Origin of the sequence: Streptomyces sp. NPDC048002 (assembly GCF_040653275.1) — a bacterium.
Lineage (GTDB): Bacteria > Actinomycetota > Actinomycetes > Streptomycetales > Streptomycetaceae > Streptomyces.
Genome location: NZ_JBEZNL010000012.1, coordinates 78,126 through 96,232, shown reverse-complemented (window position 1 = coordinate 96,232; position 18,107 = coordinate 78,126). Strand labels below are relative to the sequence as shown.

Below are 18,107 nucleotides of genomic sequence, written 5' to 3'. Positions count from 1 at the left end.
ACCCACGGACTTCCAGGAGCACACAGTGACCGACGCCCACACCGCCGGCCCCTTCATCGCCGCCATCGACCAGGGCACCACCTCGTCGCGCTGCATCGTCTTCGACCGCGACGGCCGCATCGTCTCCGTCGACCAGAAGGAGCACGAGCAGATCTTCCCCAAGCCGGGCTGGGTCGAGCACAACGCCGACGAGATCTGGACCAACGTCGAGGAGGTCGTCGCCGGAGCCATCGAGAAGGCCGGCATCACCCGCGACGACATCAAGGCCATCGGCATCACCAACCAGCGGGAGACCACTCTCCTGTGGGACCGGAACACCGGTGAGCCCGTCCACAACGCCATCGTCTGGCAGGACACCCGCACCGACGGCCTGTGCAAGGAACTCGGCCGCAACGTCGGCCAGGACCGCTTCCGCCGCGAGACCGGCCTTCCGCTGGCCTCCTACTTCGCCGGCCCCAAGGCCCGCTGGCTGCTGGACAACGTCGAGGGCCTGCGCGAGCGCGCCGAGGCCGGCGACATCCTCTTCGGCACCATGGACTCCTGGGTCATCTGGAACCTCACCGGCGGCGTCAACGGCGGCCGGCACGTCACCGATGTCACCAACGCCTCGCGCACCATGCTGATGAACCTGCACACCATGGAGTGGGACGAGAAGATCTGCGAGTCCATCGGCGTGCCGATGGCGATGCTCCCGGAGATCCGCTCCTCCGCCGAGGTCTACGGCGAGATCACCGGCGGCAAGCTGGGCGAGCTGCTCGGCGGCATCCCGGTCGCCTCCGCGCTCGGCGACCAGCAGGCGGCCCTGTTCGGCCAGACCTGCTTCTCCGAGGGCGAGGCCAAGTCGACCTACGGCACCGGCACCTTCATGCTGATGAACACCGGTGAGAAGATCATCAACTCCTACTCGGGCCTGCTGACCACGGTCGGCTACCGGATCGGCGACCAGGCGCCGGTCTACGCCCTGGAGGGTTCCATCGCCGTCACCGGTTCGCTGGTGCAGTGGATGCGCGACCAGATGGGCCTGATCTCCACCGCGGCCGAGATCGAGACGCTCGCGCTCTCGGTCGAGGACAACGGCGGCGCCTACTTCGTGCCGGCCTTCTCCGGACTGTTCGCCCCGCACTGGCGCTCCGACGCCCGCGGTGTGATCGCCGGTCTGACCCGGTACGTCACCAAGGCGCACCTCGCGCGTGCCGTCCTGGAGGCCACCGCCTGGCAGACCCGTGAGATCACGGACGCCATGACCAAGGACTCGGGCGTGGAGCTCGCGGCCCTCAAGGTCGACGGCGGCATGACCTCCAACAACCTGCTGATGCAGACGCTCTCGGACTTCCTGGACGCCCCCGTGGTGCGCCCGATGGTCGCCGAGACCACCTGCCTCGGCGCCGCCTACGCCGCCGGTCTCGCCGTCGGCTTCTGGACCAGCACCGACGACCTGCGCGCCAACTGGCGGCGGGCCGCCGAGTGGACCCCCCGCATGGACGCGGACACCCGCGACCGTGAGTACAAGACCTGGCTCAAGGCCGTCGAGCGGACCATGGGCTGGATCGACGACGACGAGCAGTGACCGAGGGCCGCGGGGAGCCCGTCAGCGGGCTCCCCGAGCCCTGCCGCACGCTCTGATGAGGAGTAAGAACCCGAAATGACCAGTCAGTCCACCCTGCAGTCCGTGCCTGCCCTCGGCACGCGCCCGGCCTCCGGCTCCAACCCGAGCCGGGCCGAGACCCGGGAGCAGCTCTCCAAGGCGTCGTACGACCTTCTCGTGATCGGCGGCGGCATCCTGGGCATCTCCACCGCCTGGCACGCCGCGCAGTCCGGCCTCAGGGTGGCTCTGGTCGACGCCGGCGACTTCGCCGGCGCCACCTCCTCCGCCTCCTCCAAGCTGCTCCACGGCGGTCTGCGCTACCTGCAGACCGGCGCGGTGAAGCTGGTGGCGGAGAACCACTTCGAGCGGCGCGCGGTCTCCCGCCAGGTGGCCCCCCACCTGGCGAACCCGCTCACCTTCTACCTCCCCGTGTACAAGGGCGGGCCGCACGGCGCCGCGAAGCTCGGGGCGGGCGTCTTCGCCTACTCCGCGCTCTCCGCGTTCGGTGACGGGGTCGGCCACCTGCTCTCCCCGGCGAAGGCCGCGCAGGACGTGCCCGAGCTGCGCACCGAGAACCTCAAGGCCGTGGCCGTGTACGGCGACGACCAGATGAACGACGCCCGTATGGCGCTGATGACGGTGCGTGCCGCCGTCGACTCCGGCGCGGTCGTGCTGAACCACGCCGAGGTCACCGGGCTGCGGTTCACCAAGGGCCGGGTCACCGGCGCCGAGCTGCGCGACCGGGTGTCGGGCGACGAGTTCGGGGTCACCGCCCGCCTGGTGCTGAACGCGACCGGCCCGTGGGTGGACCACCTGCGCCGGATGGAGGACCCCGATGCCGCGCCGTCGATCCGTCTGTCGAAGGGCGCGCATCTGGTCCTGAAGCGGACCTCCCCGTGGAAGGCCGCGCTGGCCACCCCGATCGACAAGTACCGCATCACCTTCGCCCTGCCGTGGGAGGACATGCTCCTGCTCGGCACCACCGACGAGGAGTTCGAGGGCGACCCGGCGGACGTGTCCGTCACCGAGCAGGACATATCCCAGATCCTCGACGAGGCCGCGTTCTCCATCCGCGACCAGCAGCTGTCCCGTGATCTGATCACCTACTCCTTCGCGGGTCTGCGGGTGCTGCCGGGAGGCCCCGGCGACACCGCGAAGGCCAAGCGCGAGACGGTCGTCACCGAGGGCCGCGGCGGGATGCTGTCGATCGCGGGCGGCAAGTGGACGACGTTCCGGCACATCGGGCGGACCGTCATGCAGAAGCTTCAGGCGCTGCCGGGCCACCCGCTGGGCGACGACTTCGAGCCGGTGAAGTCGCTGCCGAAGAAGCTGCCGCTGCCCGGTGTCGCCAACCCGCGCGCGGTGGCGCACCGGCTGCTGGTGGACCGGCCGGCGCCGGGCCCGCGGATGGGCGCCGACACCGCCAAGCACCTGGCCACGCACTACGGTTCGCTGGCCTTCGACATCGCCCGGCTGGCCAACGACAACCCCGAACTCGCCGAGCGCGTCCACCCCGACGCCCCGGAGATCTGGGCGCAGGTCGTCTACGCCCGGGACACCGAGTGGGCCGAGACGGCGGACGACGTGCTGCGCCGCCGTACGACGCTGACGATCCGGGGCCTCGCCACCGACGAGGTCCGCGGCAAGGTCCAGGGTCTGCTCGACCAGCGGTAGTTCCTCCGCTTCCCTGCCCGCCGGTGCCTGACCACCGGCGGGCAGGGGTGTTCGGGGGTGGTGATCGGGGCAGTGATCCGTTCACTCCCCCGTGCAAGGGGGCTGCGGGCGCCCCCGCCGCACGCCGTAAGGTTGGGTGGTCAGGCGAGGGCACGTCGGAAGGAGGCACTGGGTGATCGAGCTCGAGGGGGTTCCCGAGCTGATCGACCCGGTCATGGTGGCCGCGTTCGAGGGCTGGAACGATGCCGGCGACGCAGCCTCCACCGCGGTCGCGCATCTCGACAGGGAGTGGAAGGGCGAGGTGTTCGCGGCGCTGGACGCCGAGGACTACTACGACTTCCAGGTCAACCGCCCCACGGTGTGGATGGACGCGGGCGTACGGAAGATCACCTGGCCCACGACCCGGCTGTCGGTGGTCCGGGTGGGCGGCGAGAAGCCGCGGGATCTGGTGCTGGTCCGCGGGATCGAACCGTCCATGCGCTGGCGCTCGTTCTGCAACGAGCTGCTCGGCTTCGCGCACGAGCTGGGCGTGGAGCTGGTGGTCGTGCTGGGCGCCCTGCTGGGCGACACCCCGCACACCCGTCCGGTCCCGATCAGCGGGACCACGTCGGACGCGGACCTGGCCCGGCGCATGGACCTGGAGGAGACCAAGTACGAGGGCCCCACGGGCATCGTCGGGGTGCTCCAGGAGGCGTGCACGCACGCGGGGGTGCCGGCGGTCAGCCTGTGGGCGGCGGTGCCGCACTACGTCTCGCAGCCGCCCAACCCCAAGGCGACGCTGGCGCTGCTGAACCGGCTCGAGGACCTGATCGACGTGCGGATCCCGCTGGGCGAACTGCCCGAGGACGCGCGTGCCTGGCAGGTGGGCGTGGACCAACTGGCCGCGGAGGACAGCGAGGTCGCCGAGTACGTGCAGACGCTGGAGGAGGCGCGGGACACCGCGGAGCTTCCCGAGGCGTCGGGCGAGGCCATCGCCCGGGAGTTCGAGCGGTATCTGCGGCGCCGGGACGGCGGCCCGACGGCCGGCGGGCACGCCACCGCCGAGGGCGGCGAGGGCACCTACCGCAGGGACGGCCCCGGCGGACGGACGCGGCCGCCGAAGCCGCCGAGGCCGGAACCCGAGGACGACGACTCCTCGGAGGAGTGAGCGGCAGGGACGAGGGCGGTGCGCACCGGCGCACCGCCCTCGTCCGTCATACCGGCGCGCTGCCCGGTCACTTGGGCACGGAGACCACGGAGTACGTCGTGGACGGCGTCGGGGTGGTGGTGAAGCGCGCGTTGGGCAGGTAGAGCCGGCCCCGGTACGCGGCCACCGTCGTCGGCACGTCGAAGGCGGGGTCGGTGATCCGGCGCCGGAAGACTCCGCTGCGGCCGTCCGCGGCCAGGGTGAACACGTCGATGGCGTTCTGCCGGTTCTGCACGACGTACAGGGTCCGCCCGGTCAGCAGCAGACCGTCGCCGTTGGTGAGGGGGGCCGCGTCACCGAGGTCGACCAGTGCGGTGACCCCGGTGCGCGGGTTCACCCGGTGCAGCGCGCCGACCCCGGACTGGACGACCAGCAGGGCCGATCCGTCGGGGGTGCGGGTGATGCCGTTGGCGTTGACGACCTCGCCGGGCACCTGGCTCCAGGCGCCGCCGAGGGTGATCCGTACGACGTCGTCCGCGCGCGGCAGCTGGCCGTGCCTGCCGAGCGGGAGGGCGTGGAGGACGGGCTGGTAGGAGTCGGTGAACCAGGCCGCGCGGCGGGTCAGGAACACGTCGTTGGCGAAGGTGGGGGTGGTGGTGCTCAGGACGTACGAGGCGAGGATCTCGCCGCTGCGGGCGTCCACCACCCGGGCGCCCTGACCGCGCCCGGCGACGAACAGCCGTCCGCGGTCGTCGAGTTTGAGGCCGACCGAGGGCGTGCCGGGTCCGGGCGATACGACGGTGCCGGTGCCGGTGCGCAGGTCGGCGCGGTAGAGGGAGCCGTCGCCGAGGGAGCCGAGGTAGGCGTAGGGGCCGCCGCCGATGGTGATGCCCTCGGGGCGGAAGCCGTCGGGCAGCGGGATGACGGTCGTCGGGTTGGCGGCCCGCGCGGGCGTGCCGGCCAGCGCGGCGCCGGTGGCCGCCGCGCCGGCGGTCAGCAGTCCGCGTCGGCTGAGGGGTTGTGCGAAGGAACCGTGAGTGGGAGCCACGGGGAGCCCTTCCGCGTGAGGGACCGGCAGTTGGCCGGTCCGACGGTCAACTGCGGTCCACCCCATCACACGGGGCGCGCCGCCCACAGCACTCCTCAGCCGTTCGACAGCGACTCGACAGCACCGGCCGGGCGGCGGGTGCTGCCGGGTCCGCGTCCTACAGCGCGACGCCGAGCAGGGCGTCCACGGCGCGCGAGACGACCCCGGGGGCCGTGATGTCCTCGCCGCCGCGCTCCTGCTGGAGCGCGGCCCAGCGGTCGACCGCGGCCAGGGCGGCCGGGGCGTCCAGGTCGTGGGCGAGGGCCTCGCGGATCTCCTCGACGAGCGCCTCGGCGGGCGGGCCGTCGGGGCGGGAGACCGCGGCGCGCCAGCGCGCGAGGCGGTCCTGGGCGTCCTGGAGCACCTGGTCGGTCCACTCCCAGTCGGAGCGGTAGTGGTGGGCGAGGAGGGTGAGGCGGACGGCGGCCGGGTCGACGCCGTCGCGGCGCAGCGCCGAGACGAAGACCAGGTTGCCCTTGGACTTGGACATCTTCTCGCCGTGCAGGGCGACCATGCCGGCGTGGACGTACGCCTTGGCCATGGGGAACTCGCCGGTCAGCACCTGGGCGTGCGAGGCGCCCATCTCGTGGTGCGGGAAGACGAGGTCGGAGCCGCCGCCCTGGACGTCGAAGCCCATGCCGAGGTGGTCCAGGGCGATGGCGACGCACTCGATGTGCCAGCCGGGGCGCCCACGGCCCAGGGAGCCGCCGTCCCAGCTGGGTTCGCCCTCGCGGGCCGCCATCCACAGCATCGGGTCGAGCGGGTTCTTCTTGCCGGGGCGGTCGGGGTCGCCGCCCCGCTCGGCGGAGAGCAGCCGCATGGCGGCGGCGTCGAGGTGGGAGACCTGGCCGAAGTGGGCGTCGGACTCGACGGAGAAGTAGGTGTCGCCGTCCAGCTCGTAGGCGGCGCCCGCGTCCCGGAGCCGCTCGACGAGCGGCACGATGCCGGGTATCGCCTCGACGGCCCCGATGTAGTGCCGCGGGGGCAGCATGCGCAGGGCGGTCATGTCCTCGCGGAAGAGGGCGGTCTCCTTCTCGGCGAGCGCCACCCAGTCGACGCCGTCGCGCTCGGCCCGCTCCAGCAGCGGGTCGTCGACGTCGGTGACGTTCTGGACGTAGTGGACCTGCCGCTTGGTGTCGAGCCACACGCGCTGCACGAGGTCGAACGCGTTGTAGGTCGCCGCGTGACCCATGTGGGTCGCGTCGTACGGAGTGATGCCGCAGACGTAGATACGGGCGACGGGACCGGGGTCGAGGGTGACGAGTCCACCGGTCGCGGTGTCGTGGATCCGGAGGTCGCGGCCCTCGCCGGGCAGGGCGGGGACCTCAGAAGCGGGCCAGGCATACATGACATGAGCGTAACCGGACCGTCGTTCCATATACGAACCGGACCGGGCCGGATGGCCGGTAGGGCGTTCTTGCGGGTGCCCGGTCCGTGTGCTGGGGCTATACGGGCGGCCAGGGGATCGCGGGCCACTCGCCGCCCGGCTCGGGGTGGGTGCCGGTGGCGAGCATCGCGGCGATACGGGCGCGGGTGGCGTCCAGTTCCGCGGCGGTGATCAGGGGGGTGAGGGCGGCCGTGAGGGTCCCGTCGGGCTCCAGGGCCCGCTGGAGGCCCTCCAGCACGGTGACGGCCTCGGGGGTCAGGGGCTCGCCCGCCCAGCCCCACAGCAGGGTGCGCAGCTTGTCCTCGACGTTGAAGGTGACGCCGTGGTCGATGCCGTAGAGCCGCTCCCCCGCCGCCGGCAGCAGATGGCCGCCCTTGCGGTCGGCGTTGTTGATGACGGCGTCCAGGACGGCGAGGCGGCGCAGCCGCTCGTCGTCGGCGTGCACGAGCAGGGCGGTGCGGCCCTCGCCGACGTCGGCGAACCCGACGGCGCGCCAGCCCGGTCCGGGTTCCTCGCGGTCCACGAGGGCGAGCAGTTCGGTGCCGGGCACGACGTCGATCCACAGCTGGCACATGCCCTCGCCGTAGGGGCCGTCGCGCAGCACGGTGGGCGGGACGAGGCCCCAGCCGGTCGCCTCGGAGACCGTGTATGCGGCGACCTCGCGGCGGGCGAGGTCGCCGTCGGGGAAGTCCCACAGGGGCCGCTCGCCGGCGATCGGCTTGTAGACGCAGGACGCCTCCCGGTCCCCGAGGGAGACCGTGCAGAACAGGGCGGCGTTGGAGGCCTCACGGATGCGTCCGCGTACGGTCAGCTCGCCCTCGGTGAGCAGGTCCGTCGTGGTCACGCTCCGCGGCGGTATCCGTTCTGGCGCGGACATACGTGTCCCTCCGGGTCCAGGGGCAGGCTGCACAGCGGGCACGGCGGCCGCCCGGCGTTGACGACGTCCAGGGCGCGCTTGGCGAAGGCACGGGCCTGCGCGCCGGTGAGCCGGACCCGCAGCATCGGGGGGCCGTTCTCCTCGTCCTGGAGGAGCCGCTCCTCGGCCTCGGCGAGGTCCTCGTCGGACTCTGCCTCCAGCTCGACCAGCGCCTGCGCCTCGACGATCATGCGCTGTTCGTCGCCGTCCCAGGCGAGGGCCATCGTGCCGACGCGGAACTCCTCCTCGATCGGCGTGTCGAGGGGGGCGGTGTCGGCGACCTCGGTGGGGGCCATGGCGGGGACGGGGGCGCTGCCCCCGGTGCGGCGTACGACCTCGTCGAGGAGTTCGTCCATGCGTTCGGCGAGTGCCGCGACCTGGGTCTTCTCCAGGGCCACGCTGGTCACCCGGGAGCCGGCGGACGCCTGGAGGAAGAACGTACGGCGTCCGGGCAGTCCGACCGTGCCGGCCACGAAACGCTCCGGCGGGTCGTAGAGGAACACCTGACGGGACACGTCCTGTCTCCATGGGAATCGTGAGGGGTCGTGAGCGGGCCGCTACCGCGACCGCTTCACCCTACTGCGCCCGGCGATCACGGTGCGCCCGCACCGCCACCGACCGGGGCGTCGCCGGCGGGCGGTTCCTCGCGCGGCGCGAGCGAGGCGAAGTCCCCGGTGTCGCCGAGGCGGACGAGAAACGGCCTGAGACGGGTGTAACGGATCGCTGTGATGGAACAAGGTTCGACAGCGATCCGCTGGAAGAGGTCGAGATGAAGCCCCAGAGCCTCCGCCACGAGCGACTTGATGATGTCGCCGTGCGAGCACATGAGATACACGGCGTCGGCGCCGTGGTCGCCCTCCACGCGCGCGTTCCACTCGCGGACCGCCTCGGCGGCGCGCGTGGACATCGCGCGCATGGACTCCCCGCCGGGGAAGGCGGCGGCCGACGGATGGGCCTGGACGACGTCCATCAGCGGCTCGTCCTTGAGTTCGGCGAGCTTGCGGCCGGACCAGTCGCCGTAGTGGCATTCGCCGATCCGCTCGTCGGTGTGGGCGCGCAGCCCGGGGCGGGCTTCGAGGAGCGGCCGGACGGTCTCCTGGCAGCGTTGCAGCGGGCTGGTGACGATCTCGGAGATCGGCAGCCCGGCGAGGCGCCCGGGGAGGGCGGCGGCCTGTGCGGCGCCGCGTTCGTCGAGGGCGACGCCGGGGGTCCAGCCGGCGAGCAGTCCTTCGGTGTTGGCGGTGGAACGTCCGTGCCGGACCAGGATCAGGGTGGGCATGCGGCCCAGGGTAGGCGCACCTCGGGGTGCGTCGGCCGGGGGCGGACGGGAGAATACGCTCCGTGATCGTCGACTGTGCCATCTACCGGGACGGCCGGCGGACCGAGGGGCCGGTGGACCTCTCCGACGCGCTCGGCACGGCCCGCGCGGCGGGCGGGTTCGTCTGGATCGGTCTGCACGCTCCGTCGGAGGAGGAGTTCGACCTGGTCAGCCAGGAGTTCGGACTGCATCCGCTGGCCGTCGAGGATGCCTTGAAGGCTCATCAGCGGCCCAAGCTGGAGGTCTACGACGACTCGCTGTTCGTGGTCCTGAAGCCGGTCGTGTACGAGCCTCAGAGCGACACCGTGTCCAGCGGCGAGGTGATGGTCTTCCTCGGCGACTCCTTCGCGGTGACGGTCCGCCATGGTGAGGGCTCCCCGCTGAAGGCGGTGCGGGCCCGGCTGGAGCGGGAGCCGGAGCTGCTGGCCAAGGGGCCCACGTCGGTGCTGTACGCCATCGCGGACGCGGCGGTGGACCACTACGTCGAGGTGGCGGCGGAGCTGCTGACGGACCTGGAGGAGCTGGAGGCGGACGTCTTCTCGCCGAGCGGCGGCTCCCGGCACGCCGCGTCCCGGATCTACACGTTCAAGCGGCAGATCCTGGAGTTCCGACGGGCGACCGGGCCGCTGGCGATGCCGGTGGCGCGGCTGGCGGGGACGGGCGGCGGGACGTCGGTGCCGTTCGTGAACGAGGCCGCGCGGCCGTTCTTCCGGGACGTCGGCGACCACCTGACGCGGGTGAACGAGTCGGTGGAGGGCCTGGACCGGCTGGTGTCGGACATCCTGTCGGCGCATCTGGCGCAGATGAGCGTCCGGCAGAACGACGACATGCGGAAGATCTCCGCGTGGGCGGCCATGGCCGCGGTCCCCACGATGATCGCGGGGATCTACGGCATGAACTTCGACCACATGCCCGAGCTGCACTGGACGTGGTCGTACCCGGCCGTGATCGCGCTCATGGCCGCCCTGGAGGTCCTGCTGTACCGGATGTTCAAGAGCAGGGGCTGGCTGTGAGGGGCTAGGCGAACTCGGGGGCGGAGGTTGCCGGGCCGCCGAGGGCGTCGCGGCGTTCGGGCATCTCCAGGGACACCATCCGGCGCCAGCCGGCGGCCCGTTCCCAGGCGTACACGGCGTGGATGCCGGCGGCGAGCAGCGCGGACTTGGCGCGCGGCCAGCCGAGGATGCGGCCCATGTGGGCCATGACGGCGAGGCTGACGTCCCGGTAGATCCGGATCTCGGCGAGCGCGCACTCCCTCAGGGTCCGCTGGATCGCTCGGCCGTGGCCGGCGCGGGCGAAGCGGAGCAGTTCCTCGTGGCAGTAGGCGAGGTGGTTGTCCTCGTCGTTGGAGATCATCCGTACCGCGCGGCCCAGGTCGGGGTGGTCGGAGAAGTGCTTGCGCAGCAGCTCCATCTCCTCCGAGGCGCGCTGTTCGGTGACCCTGCTGTGGGCGAGGTAGGTGACGATGTCGTCGACGGTGAGCCGTTCCTCGCCCTTGAGCTTCTCGTGGGCCAGGCCGATGCCGTGGTTCTCCAGGAGCATCGTGTAGTCGGTGTCGGGCGGGACGGGGACGGCTTCCAGTCCGCGCTTCTTCATCAGGGCGGTGAAGATCCGCCCGTGCTTGTCCTCGTCGGCGCCGTGGCGGGTGATCTTGGGGGCCAGCGCGCGCTCGCCGTCCGGGACGAGCGCGGCGATCCGGGCGTTCTCCCAGCCGCCCTGGGACTCCCCGCTCGCGGCGATGGAGCAGAACAGGGCGAAGGACTCGTCGTTGTCGAGGATCTCCTGGAACAGACTCTTGGCCGAAAGCATCGTGAGCACCTCTCTGCGTGCCTGCACGGGACTCCGCAAAGAACGAGTCAAATGCGGCGCGCGGGGTGCTGCAACAGGTGTGTCGGACAACTCCGCCAAAAGGAGGACCCCCGGGGTCACGTCCGGGGCGTAACCGCACGGGCGTGGGCGCGTTGTTCCGCGTGACGGCCGTGGCGGGGAAGACCCCCGAGCCCCCACCACGGCCGCGGAACTTTTCCCCGCGGGTTACGCGAGTCCGGCCCGCTCCAGGGCCTCGGTGCCGGCCCGGAGGGCGGCGAGGCGCTCGTCGAGGGTGAAGCCCGCCGGGGCGAGGGTGAGGGTGGTGACCCCGGCGGCGGCGTAGGCCTTCATCCGGTCGGCGATCCGGTCGACCGAGCCCAGCAGGGCCGTCTTGTCGATCAGGTCGTGCGGTACGGCGGCCGCGGCGCCCTGCTTGTCGCCGGAGAGGTACTTGTCCTGGATCTCGACGGCTTCCTTCTCGTACCCCATGCGCCGGGCGAGCTGGTTGTAGAAGTTCTGCTTGCGGCTGCCCATGCCGCCGACGTACAGGGCGGTGTACGGGCGGAAGGTGTCGGCGAGGGCCGCCACGTCCTTGTCGTCGCCGAGGGCGAGCGGGAGGGTCGGGCAGACGTCGAAGCCGTCGAGGGTCTTGCCGGCCTTCTCGCGGCCCGCGCGCAGGGAGGAGAGCGCGGTCTCCTCCAGGTGCTCGGCGGCGGGGAAGATCAGCAGCGCGCCGTCGGCGATCTCGCCGGTCTGCTCCAGGTTCTTCGGGCCGATCGCGGCGATGTACAGCGGGATGTGCTCACGGGTGGGGTGGACGGTGAGCTTGAGGGGCTTGCCGGGGCCGCCGGGCAGCGGCAGCGTCCAGTGCTCGCCCTCGTGGCTGAGGCGCTCGCGGCTCATCGCCTTGCGCACGATCTCGACGTACTCGCGGGTGCGGGCGAGCGGCTTGTCGAACTTGACGCCGTACCAGCCCTCGGAGACCTGCGGTCCGGAGACGCCGAGGCCGAGGCGGAACCGGCCGCCGGAGAGGGAGTCGAGGGTGGCGGCGGTCATGGCCGTCATGGCCGGCTGACGGGCCGGGATCTGGAAGATCGCCGAGCCGACGTCGATGCGCTCGGTCTTCGCGGCGACCCAGCTGAGCACGGTGGCCGCGTCGGAGCCGTAGGCCTCGGCGGCCCAGCAGACGGCGTAGCCGAGGCGGTCGGCCTCCTGGGCGACGGCGAGGTTGTCCCCGTCCATTCCGGCACCCCAGTAGCCGAGGTTGATCCCGAGCTGCATGGCCGATCCCCTTACTGATCAGTAACGTCTTTGTTGCCGAGACCATAGCGCGGCGGCGGGCTCGCGGGGAGGGCGGAGGGGTGCGGCGTCGGCCTCGTTCCGGCGCTGGATCACCGTGCCGTCGTGGAGATCGAAACTGCTTGTCCACAGGTACCCACGCGACATGCTCTGGCCAGTAATCTCGGCGTCCATGGAGCAGAGGCATCTCGGCCGGACCGGCCTTCGTGTGTCCCGTATCGGACTCGGCACACTCACCTGGGGCAGGGACACCGACGAGCATGACGCCGCGGACCTCCTGAAGACCTTCTGGGAAGCCGGCGGCACCCTCGTCGACACGGCGGACGTGTACGGCGACGGGGAGGCCGAGTACCTGCTCGGACAGCTCATGGAGGGGCTGGTGCCCCGCCATGACCTGGTCATCTCGACCAAGGCCGGCAGTGTGCCCGACCCCGACCGCCGCGTCGACGGCTCCCGGGGGCATCTGCTCGCCGCCCTGGACGCCTCCCTGGCACGGCTCGGCACCGACTACATCGACCTGTGGCAGATCCACGCCTTCGACCCGGACACCCCGCTGGAGGAGTCCCTCCAGGCCCTCGACATCGCCGTCAGCAGCGGCCGCGCGCGGTACGCCGGCGTCTCCAACTTCTGCGGCTGGCAGCTCGCCAAGGCCGCGACCTGGCAGCTCGCGGCGCCGGGCACCCGGACCCGGCTGGCCGGTACGCAGCTGGAGTACTCGCTCCTCCAGCGGGGCGTGGAGCGCGAGGTGCTGCCGGCCGCGCTGGACCTCGGGGTCGGCCTGCTGCCCTCCTCCCCGCTGGGCCGCGGGGTGCTCACCGCCAAGTACCGTGCCGCCACGCCGCCGCCGGACTCCCGGGGCGCGTCCGAGCACCTGGCGCGCTTCGTGGCGCCCTATCTCGACGACACGGCGAGCCGGATCGTCGACGCGGTGCGGACGGCCGCGGACGGGCTCGCGGTCACCCCCCTCCAGGTGGCCCTCGCCTGGGTCCGCGACCGACCCGGGGTCGCCGCGCCGATCATCGGCGCGCGCAACGCGCAGCAGCTCACGGGGGCATTGTCAGTGGAGGCCCTTAGTCTTCCTGACGAGATCTGCCGGGCGCTCGACGATGTGTCGGCGCCGGTGCACCGCTATCCCGATCACGACTGGAGCACGCTGTGAGCACGGAGCCCGAGACCGCGGGAGAGTCCGGACCGGGAACGCCGGACGGGACACCCGGGGGTGCGGAGCCGGAGGGCGTGAAGGAGGACGCGGGGACGGGGGCCGCGGTGACGGAGGACGCCGGGGCGGAGGACGCGGGGGCGGAGGACGCGGGCTCGGGCGCGGGTGAGGGCGCCGCCTCCGACGCGGGCGAGGACGCCGCCTCCGACGCGGGCGAGGACGCCAAGCAGCGCTCCGAGGCCGAGGCCGAACTCGCCGCCCAGCGGGTGGAGCGGGAGCGCATCGCGCGGCGCAGGGCCGAGCGGTCCGGGCCCGTCGACGCCGGTGCCAAGCTCAGCGGCACGGCGGCCGACCTGATGGCCGCCGTCCGGGCCGTGGAGGGCGGCGCGAAGCCCACCGCCACCGTCTTCGCCGAGCCCGAACCCGCGCCCCGGCGGCCCGCCCCGGAGCCGGTTCCGCGCGCGCGGCCCGTGCCCGTCGAGGCGCCGGCGACGACCGCGCCGCAGACGGTGGAGGACGTACGGAAGGTCCTCGCCGAGGGAGGCGCCCCGGCCCCGCTCGCCGACCAGGTCGCCACGGTCCTCGGGGAGAACGCGGCCGACCACCTGCGGGAGGACCCCTGGCAGTTGCTGCGCGTCGGCGGGGTCCGGCCGGAGCAGGCCGACGGTTTCGCGCGGGCCCTGCTCGGCGCCGGGTGCGGACCGGACGACGAGCGGCGCGGGCGCGCGCTGACCGGCTGGCTGCTGGAGCAGGCAGCGGTGGCCGGGCACACCGCCCTGGAGCTGCCGACGCTCACCGCCGCGCTCGTCCGGCAGGGCGTGCCGGACGCCGACACGGCCGTGCAGAACGCGCTGGCCGAGGGCGAGGCGCTGGCCTTCCAGGACGCGGTCGACGAGGCGCGGGGGGCGGGCGAGGAGGACGGCTCGGCCGAGGAACCCGACGAGGAGCGGCCCGTGCGGGTCCTGGTCGGACTGGAGCGGTACGCCCTGGCCGAGGAGAGCCTCGCCGACGGTCTGGGCCGACTGGTCAACTCCGTTCCCGAGCCCGCCGGTTCGGAGCCGGGCTGGGCGGAGGCCGCCACTGCCGCCGGTGGCTCGGCGGGCGAACTGATCCGCGCGGTCGCCGGACACGCGCTGGTCCTGCACACCGGCGGGGCGGCCTCCCTCGCCGAGCCCGCGGAGCTGCTGCGGGCGGCGGGCGGTACGGGGCTGCGCGCCTGGGCCGCCGCCCACGGACCGCTGGGCCGGGAGGCGTTCGCCGCGCCGCTCGGCTCGGACGCGGGCGTCGCCACGGTCGCCGGACTGCTCTCCGGCGCCGAGGGCCCCGGCCGGGACTCCGACGGCGCCCTCGACCTGGACCTGCTGGTCCTGCTGGACGCGCCTCAGCTGGACGTCGAGACGGCCGCGCTGGTCGTGGAGTCGCTGCGGGACGGGGCCCGGCTGGTGCTGGCCGGGGATCCCGGCGTGCTGTGGTCGGCCGGTGCCGGGCGGGTGTTCGCTGATCTGCTGGCCGCGCGGGTCTGTCCGCAGATCGCGTCCCGGCGGCCGGACCCCGGCCCGCTCGGCGAACTGGTCTCGGGCATCGGGATCGGGGAGCTGAACCAGGTCGAGGCGCCCGGCAAGGAGGTCGTGATCGTGCCGGTGCGGGACGCCGGTGAGGCCGTGCACCGGACCGTGCAGCTGGTCGCCGACTCGGTGCCCCGGGCGATCGGCATTCCGCCCGAGGACACCCAGGTGATCACCCCGGGCCACGGTGGGGCGGCGGGCACCCGGGCGCTCAACGACGCGCTGAAGGAGCGGCTCAACCCCGGCCCCGGCCGCTTCGGCGGCTTCGACCCGGGCGACCGGATCGCCTACTCCCCCGCGCCGGGGCGCACGCTCACGGGCCGTGTGGTGAAGGCCGACGCGGACGGTCTGCACCTGTCCTGCGCGGGCGAGGACGTCGTCGTGCCGAAGGAGCGGGTGGAGCAGTCCGTGCGGCACGGGTGGGCGCTCACCGCGCACCAGGCCGCGGGCAGCCGGTGGCCCGCGGTCGTGGTCGTGCTGCCCGGTGACGCGGCGGGGACGCTGAGCCGCCCGTGGGTGTACACGGCGTTCGGCCGGGCCGAGCGTCATCTGTCCGTGGTGCACGGCGTGGAGCAGGCGCTGCCCCGGGCCGTGGCCGAGGTCCCGGCCAAGCCCCGGACGACCCGGCTGCCGGAGCTGCTCGCGCCTCAGGTCCCGGCCGACGGCCGGTAGGGGCGTAGCGCGCGCGAGGGGCGGTGGCCCGGAGTCGAAAGCTCCGGGCCACCGCCCCTTCCCGCGGTCGTGGATCCGGTGGCGCGGGTCAGCGATCGGCGTCCAGTGGCTCCAGGTCCCCGTCGTCCTCCAGCTCGGCGTCCAGGGCGTCGTCCCCGTCGTCGGTCTCGTCGTCGGTCTCGTCCTCCACGTCGTCGGTGTCCACCTCGTCGAGGGCGTCGTCGTCCAGGGCGTCGTCGTCGAGTTCGTCGTCGAAGACCGCGCTGACGTCGAAGCGGCAGACCACCTGCTGCGGGTCGAGCTGCTCGAACGGCGCCTCCAGCCAGTCACCCGGGTCGGCCGGCTCGTCGGCGGCGGTCACCCAGAGCGTGGAGTCGCCCTCCTCCAGGCCGAACTCCTTGTGCCGGGAGGCGATTTCGTCCGGTTCGAACTCCCCGAACAGGATGCCCAACGCGCCGTGGACCGTGCCCGATGCCTCGCCGTCGTTGTCCGCGTCGTAGTCCGCGGCCTCCACCCGCTGCGCCTGGGCCAGCAGCCGCTGCGGTTCCGCCACGGTGTAGTCACGGCGGATCAGCACGCTCAGCGCGTTCGGCTCCTCGGGGCCGTTGTACGGGGGCAGACCGTCGTCCGTGCCGGGGATCTCGAAGGGCGTGACCTCGTCGTAGCGGTCGTAGAGCAGCTCGTCGTAGGCCTCCGCGGCGGTGGCCAGGAGGTTGAACGCCTCGTAGACGGCCGGGTCGTCCTCCCCCGACCTGCGTTCGACCGCGGCGAGATGGCGGTCGAGCGCGGTCTTGACCGCCTCGGCGGCGGCGCGTACCTCGGCAGCGGTGGGCTGCGCAGCATCAGACATAGAGCAGACGCTATCCGTACCGGGCCCCAGCCCGCACAATAGATGCGATGCCGGAATACGAATTTGTCGACGTGTACGTACCGCGCGGGGTCTCCCGCAAGGACGCCACGCGTCTGCTGACGGACCATGCCGAGTACGGACACTGGGAGTTGGACCGACTGAGTCTGCTGCGCGACGGAAGCCGCAGGGTGCGGCTGCGCCGGAGGATCATCCGGCAGGTACGCGCCACCTGGTGAGAGCGGCCGGATACGGAGCGGGCCCCGCCTGACGGTGGGGCCCGCTCCGTCGTACGCGTGCTGGTCTCAGGCCGAGGCGCGTGCCCTGCGGTACAGCACGGCACCGGCCAGGACGGCGCCCGCGCCGAGGGGCAGGGCGAGCCCGAGGGGCAGTTCGGCGCCGGTCGCGGCGAGCAGGCCGTCCGCCGAGGGCGGGGAGACCGACCGCGTGCCCGGCAGGTCGGTCGACGGGGTACCGGCGGGGTACGTGCGGCCCGAGGTGTCCGGGGTGTGGCCCGGGGTCCCGGACCCGGGCCGGTCCACCGAGCCGCCGGGGTTGCCCCGGTCGTCGGGGTTGCCGCGACCCTCGGGGTGGGCGCCGTCGTCCGGACCTCCGGGCGGGCCGCCCGGGTTCTCCTGACCGCCCGGCGGCTGCTCATGGCCGGTTCCCGGCGGGTTGTGGCCTCCGCCGCGCCCTCCGCCGTCCTCCCACCCGCGCCCGGCGCCGCCGTTCGCGCAGTCGTCGCCGGTCGTCCCGTTGCCGATGCCGACGACGTCGACGCTGTTGCCGCAGACGTTGACCGGGGCGTACACGGGCACCTCGACGTGGTTGCCGGAGCCCACCCCGGGCGAGTTCGAGGCGTGACTGCCGGAGTGCGCGCCCCCTGGGCGCCCGGAGTCGCCGTAGCCGCCATGGCCGTCGGAGTCGCCGTAGCCGCCGTGCGCGTCGACCGAGCGGTTGACGCAGGTGTTGCCGGCGGCGGGGTTGAGCACCCCGACGACGTCGATCGTGTTGCCGCAGGCGTTGACCGGAACATGGACCGGCGCCTGGACGGTGTTGCCGGAGAGCACTCCGGGCGAGTTCGAGGCGGCCTCGCCCGCGCCCGAGTGGGCCTGGGCGGTTCCCCCCGCGGCGGCGATCACACCCGTCGCGGCCGCCACGGTCATCAGTCCCTTGCGGGTGACCTGTCGCATCGCTGCATTACCTGCCTTCCCCCATATGAACAGTGAAAAGACCGGTCGGTCCCGGAGCGCATGGCACGCGCTCCGGGACCGACGGTGTGGGACTCAACCTGGGAAAGGCAGGGTCACGCGTTGACGCAGGTGTTGCCGAAGGCGGGGTTCAGCAGACCGATCACGGAGATCGTGTTGCCGCACACGTTCACCGGGATGTGCACGGGAACCTGAACCACGTTGCCGGACAGGACACCCGGGGAGTGCACGGCGGCACCCTGGGCACCCGAGTCGGCGACGGCGAGGCCCGCACCCGCGAGAACCAGGCCACCGGTGGCAGCCGCAGCGGCGACGACCTTCTTGATCATTATTCCTCCTCGTTGGCAATGCGATCCCAAATCGCGGATCGCATGACCTGTAACGAGGAGGGAGTAATGGAGCTACGAGCTTATCGTCGCATTCACTCTTCTCAGTTATTCCCGCACGGGCTGGCG

At 72.7% G+C, this 18,107-nt stretch carries 17 protein-coding genes; 7 read left to right on the top strand and 10 right to left on the bottom strand.

The window, feature by feature from the left end; all coding sequences use genetic code 11:
* Positions 1–25 precede the first annotated feature (25 nt).
* The 3 genes from glpK (at position 26) to AB0E07_RS17720 (ending at position 4,406) form a co-directional block, all read left to right on the top strand.
* Positions 26–1,567: a glycerol kinase GlpK gene (gene glpK / locus AB0E07_RS17730; protein WP_362252167.1), complete on the top strand. Its 1,542-nt coding sequence runs from the start codon at positions 26–28 to the stop codon at positions 1,565–1,567.
* Between the two features lie 75 nt (positions 1,568–1,642).
* Complete coding sequence (locus tag AB0E07_RS17725; protein WP_362252164.1) at positions 1,643–3,259, top strand: glycerol-3-phosphate dehydrogenase/oxidase; 1,617 nt, start codon at positions 1,643–1,645, stop codon at positions 3,257–3,259.
* 172 nt (positions 3,260–3,431) lie between these two features.
* Positions 3,432–4,406: a PAC2 family protein gene (locus tag AB0E07_RS17720; RefSeq protein WP_362252161.1), complete on the top strand. Its 975-nt coding sequence runs from the start codon at positions 3,432–3,434 to the stop codon at positions 4,404–4,406.
* Positions 4,407–4,473: 67 nt separating this feature from the next.
* Here AB0E07_RS17720 and AB0E07_RS17715 read toward each other — a convergent pair whose 3' ends face one another.
* The 5 genes from AB0E07_RS17715 to AB0E07_RS17695 form a co-directional block, all read right to left on the bottom strand.
* Positions 4,474–5,433, bottom strand: a complete 960-nt coding sequence (locus tag AB0E07_RS17715) for a superoxide dismutase (protein WP_362252158.1) — start codon at positions 5,431–5,433, stop codon at positions 4,474–4,476.
* Positions 5,434–5,590: 157 nt separating this feature from the next.
* Complete coding sequence (gene mshC / locus AB0E07_RS17710; protein WP_362252155.1) at positions 5,591–6,820, bottom strand: cysteine--1-D-myo-inosityl 2-amino-2-deoxy-alpha-D-glucopyranoside ligase; 1,230 nt, start codon at positions 6,818–6,820, stop codon at positions 5,591–5,593.
* 97 nt (positions 6,821–6,917) lie between these two features.
* The gene (locus AB0E07_RS17705) at positions 6,918–7,736 is read right to left on the bottom strand and encodes an SCO1664 family protein (protein WP_362252153.1); all 819 of its coding nucleotides are present in this window, start codon (positions 7,734–7,736) and stop codon (positions 6,918–6,920) included.
* Positions 7,700–8,290: a DUF3090 domain-containing protein gene (locus AB0E07_RS17700; protein ID WP_362252151.1), complete on the bottom strand. Its 591-nt coding sequence runs from the start codon at positions 8,288–8,290 to the stop codon at positions 7,700–7,702. Before AB0E07_RS17700 ends, AB0E07_RS17705 begins: the two co-directional genes overlap by 37 nt.
* 77 nt (positions 8,291–8,367) lie before the next feature.
* Positions 8,368–9,054, bottom strand: coding sequence for a histidine phosphatase family protein (locus AB0E07_RS17695; protein ID WP_362252149.1), 687 nt, complete (start codon positions 9,052–9,054; stop codon positions 8,368–8,370).
* 62 nt (positions 9,055–9,116) lie between these two features.
* On the opposite strand from AB0E07_RS17695, the gene corA reads away from it, so the two are divergent.
* Positions 9,117–10,106: a magnesium/cobalt transporter CorA gene (corA, locus tag AB0E07_RS17690; protein ID WP_362252146.1), complete on the top strand. Its 990-nt coding sequence runs from the start codon at positions 9,117–9,119 to the stop codon at positions 10,104–10,106.
* Positions 10,107–10,110: 4 nt separating this feature from the next.
* On the opposite strand, the gene AB0E07_RS17685 is transcribed toward corA, so the two are convergent.
* Both AB0E07_RS17685 and AB0E07_RS17680 read right to left on the bottom strand, forming a co-directional pair.
* Entirely contained in the window at positions 10,111–10,899 is a 789-nt protein-coding gene (locus AB0E07_RS17685; protein ID WP_362252143.1) for a ferritin-like domain-containing protein, read from the bottom strand.
* Positions 10,900–11,124: 225 nt separating this feature from the next.
* Positions 11,125–12,180: an LLM class F420-dependent oxidoreductase gene (locus tag AB0E07_RS17680; RefSeq protein WP_362252140.1), complete on the bottom strand. Its 1,056-nt coding sequence runs from the start codon at positions 12,178–12,180 to the stop codon at positions 11,125–11,127.
* Between the two features lie 190 nt (positions 12,181–12,370).
* On the opposite strand from AB0E07_RS17680, the gene AB0E07_RS17675 reads away from it, so the two are divergent.
* The gene (locus AB0E07_RS17675; protein ID WP_362252420.1) at positions 12,371–13,357 is read left to right on the top strand and encodes an aldo/keto reductase; all 987 of its coding nucleotides are present in this window, start codon (positions 12,371–12,373) and stop codon (positions 13,355–13,357) included.
* Positions 13,354–15,594 (top strand): helix-hairpin-helix domain-containing protein, encoded by a 2,241-nt coding sequence (locus AB0E07_RS17670; RefSeq protein ID WP_362252137.1) that lies wholly within the window; start codon positions 13,354–13,356, stop codon positions 15,592–15,594. The genes AB0E07_RS17675 and AB0E07_RS17670 overlap by 4 nt, the downstream gene beginning before the upstream one ends.
* Positions 15,595–15,682: 88 nt before the next feature.
* On the opposite strand, the gene AB0E07_RS17665 is transcribed toward AB0E07_RS17670, so the two are convergent.
* Positions 15,683–16,444, bottom strand: coding sequence for a hypothetical protein (locus AB0E07_RS17665; RefSeq protein ID WP_362252134.1), 762 nt, complete (start codon positions 16,442–16,444; stop codon positions 15,683–15,685).
* A 47-nt stretch (positions 16,445–16,491) separates the two neighbouring features.
* Here AB0E07_RS17665 and AB0E07_RS17660 point away from each other — a divergent pair, with 47 nt between their 5' ends.
* Positions 16,492–16,680 carry a DUF5703 family protein gene (locus AB0E07_RS17660; protein WP_005485166.1) on the top strand — a complete coding sequence of 63 codons (189 nt, stop codon included), beginning with the start codon at positions 16,492–16,494 and terminating at the stop codon, positions 16,678–16,680.
* Between the two features lie 66 nt (positions 16,681–16,746).
* On the opposite strand, the gene AB0E07_RS17655 is transcribed toward AB0E07_RS17660, so the two are convergent.
* Both AB0E07_RS17655 and chpH read right to left on the bottom strand, forming a co-directional pair.
* The gene (locus AB0E07_RS17655; protein WP_362252131.1) at positions 16,747–17,634 is read right to left on the bottom strand and encodes a chaplin; all 888 of its coding nucleotides are present in this window, start codon (positions 17,632–17,634) and stop codon (positions 16,747–16,749) included.
* 113 nt (positions 17,635–17,747) lie between these two features.
* Entirely contained in the window at positions 17,748–17,981 is a 234-nt protein-coding gene (gene chpH / locus AB0E07_RS17650; protein ID WP_362252128.1) for a chaplin ChpH, read from the bottom strand.
* Positions 17,982–18,107 lie beyond the last annotated feature (126 nt).

What these genes read in the sequence shown, in the direction of transcription:
- AB0E07_RS17725 (WP_362252164.1), top strand. Translation starts at nt 1,643, where the DNA reads ATGACCAGTCAGTCCACCCTGCAGTCCGTGCCTGCCCTCGGCACGCGC.
- mshC (WP_362252155.1), bottom strand. Translation starts at nt 6,820, where the DNA reads ATGTATGCCTGGCCCGCTTCTGAGGTCCCCGCCCTGCCCGGCGAGGGC.
- AB0E07_RS17705 (WP_362252153.1), bottom strand. Translation starts at nt 7,736, where the DNA reads ATGTCCGCGCCAGAACGGATACCGCCGCGGAGCGTGACCACGACGGAC.
- AB0E07_RS17695 (WP_362252149.1), bottom strand. Translation starts at nt 9,054, where the DNA reads ATGCCCACCCTGATCCTGGTCCGGCACGGACGTTCCACCGCCAACACC.
- AB0E07_RS17685 (WP_362252143.1), bottom strand. Translation starts at nt 10,899, where the DNA reads ATGCTTTCGGCCAAGAGTCTGTTCCAGGAGATCCTCGACAACGACGAG.
- AB0E07_RS17680 (WP_362252140.1), bottom strand. Translation starts at nt 12,180, where the DNA reads ATGCAGCTCGGGATCAACCTCGGCTACTGGGGTGCCGGAATGGACGGG.
- AB0E07_RS17675 (WP_362252420.1), top strand. Translation starts at nt 12,371, where the DNA reads ATGGAGCAGAGGCATCTCGGCCGGACCGGCCTTCGTGTGTCCCGTATC.
- AB0E07_RS17665 (WP_362252134.1), bottom strand. Translation starts at nt 16,444, where the DNA reads ATGTCTGATGCTGCGCAGCCCACCGCTGCCGAGGTACGCGCCGCCGCC.
- AB0E07_RS17660 (WP_005485166.1), top strand. Translation starts at nt 16,492, where the DNA reads ATGCCGGAATACGAATTTGTCGACGTGTACGTACCGCGCGGGGTCTCC.
- AB0E07_RS17655 (WP_362252131.1), bottom strand. Translation starts at nt 17,634, where the DNA reads ATGCGACAGGTCACCCGCAAGGGACTGATGACCGTGGCGGCCGCGACG.
- chpH (WP_362252128.1), bottom strand. Translation starts at nt 17,981, where the DNA reads ATGATCAAGAAGGTCGTCGCCGCTGCGGCTGCCACCGGTGGCCTGGTT.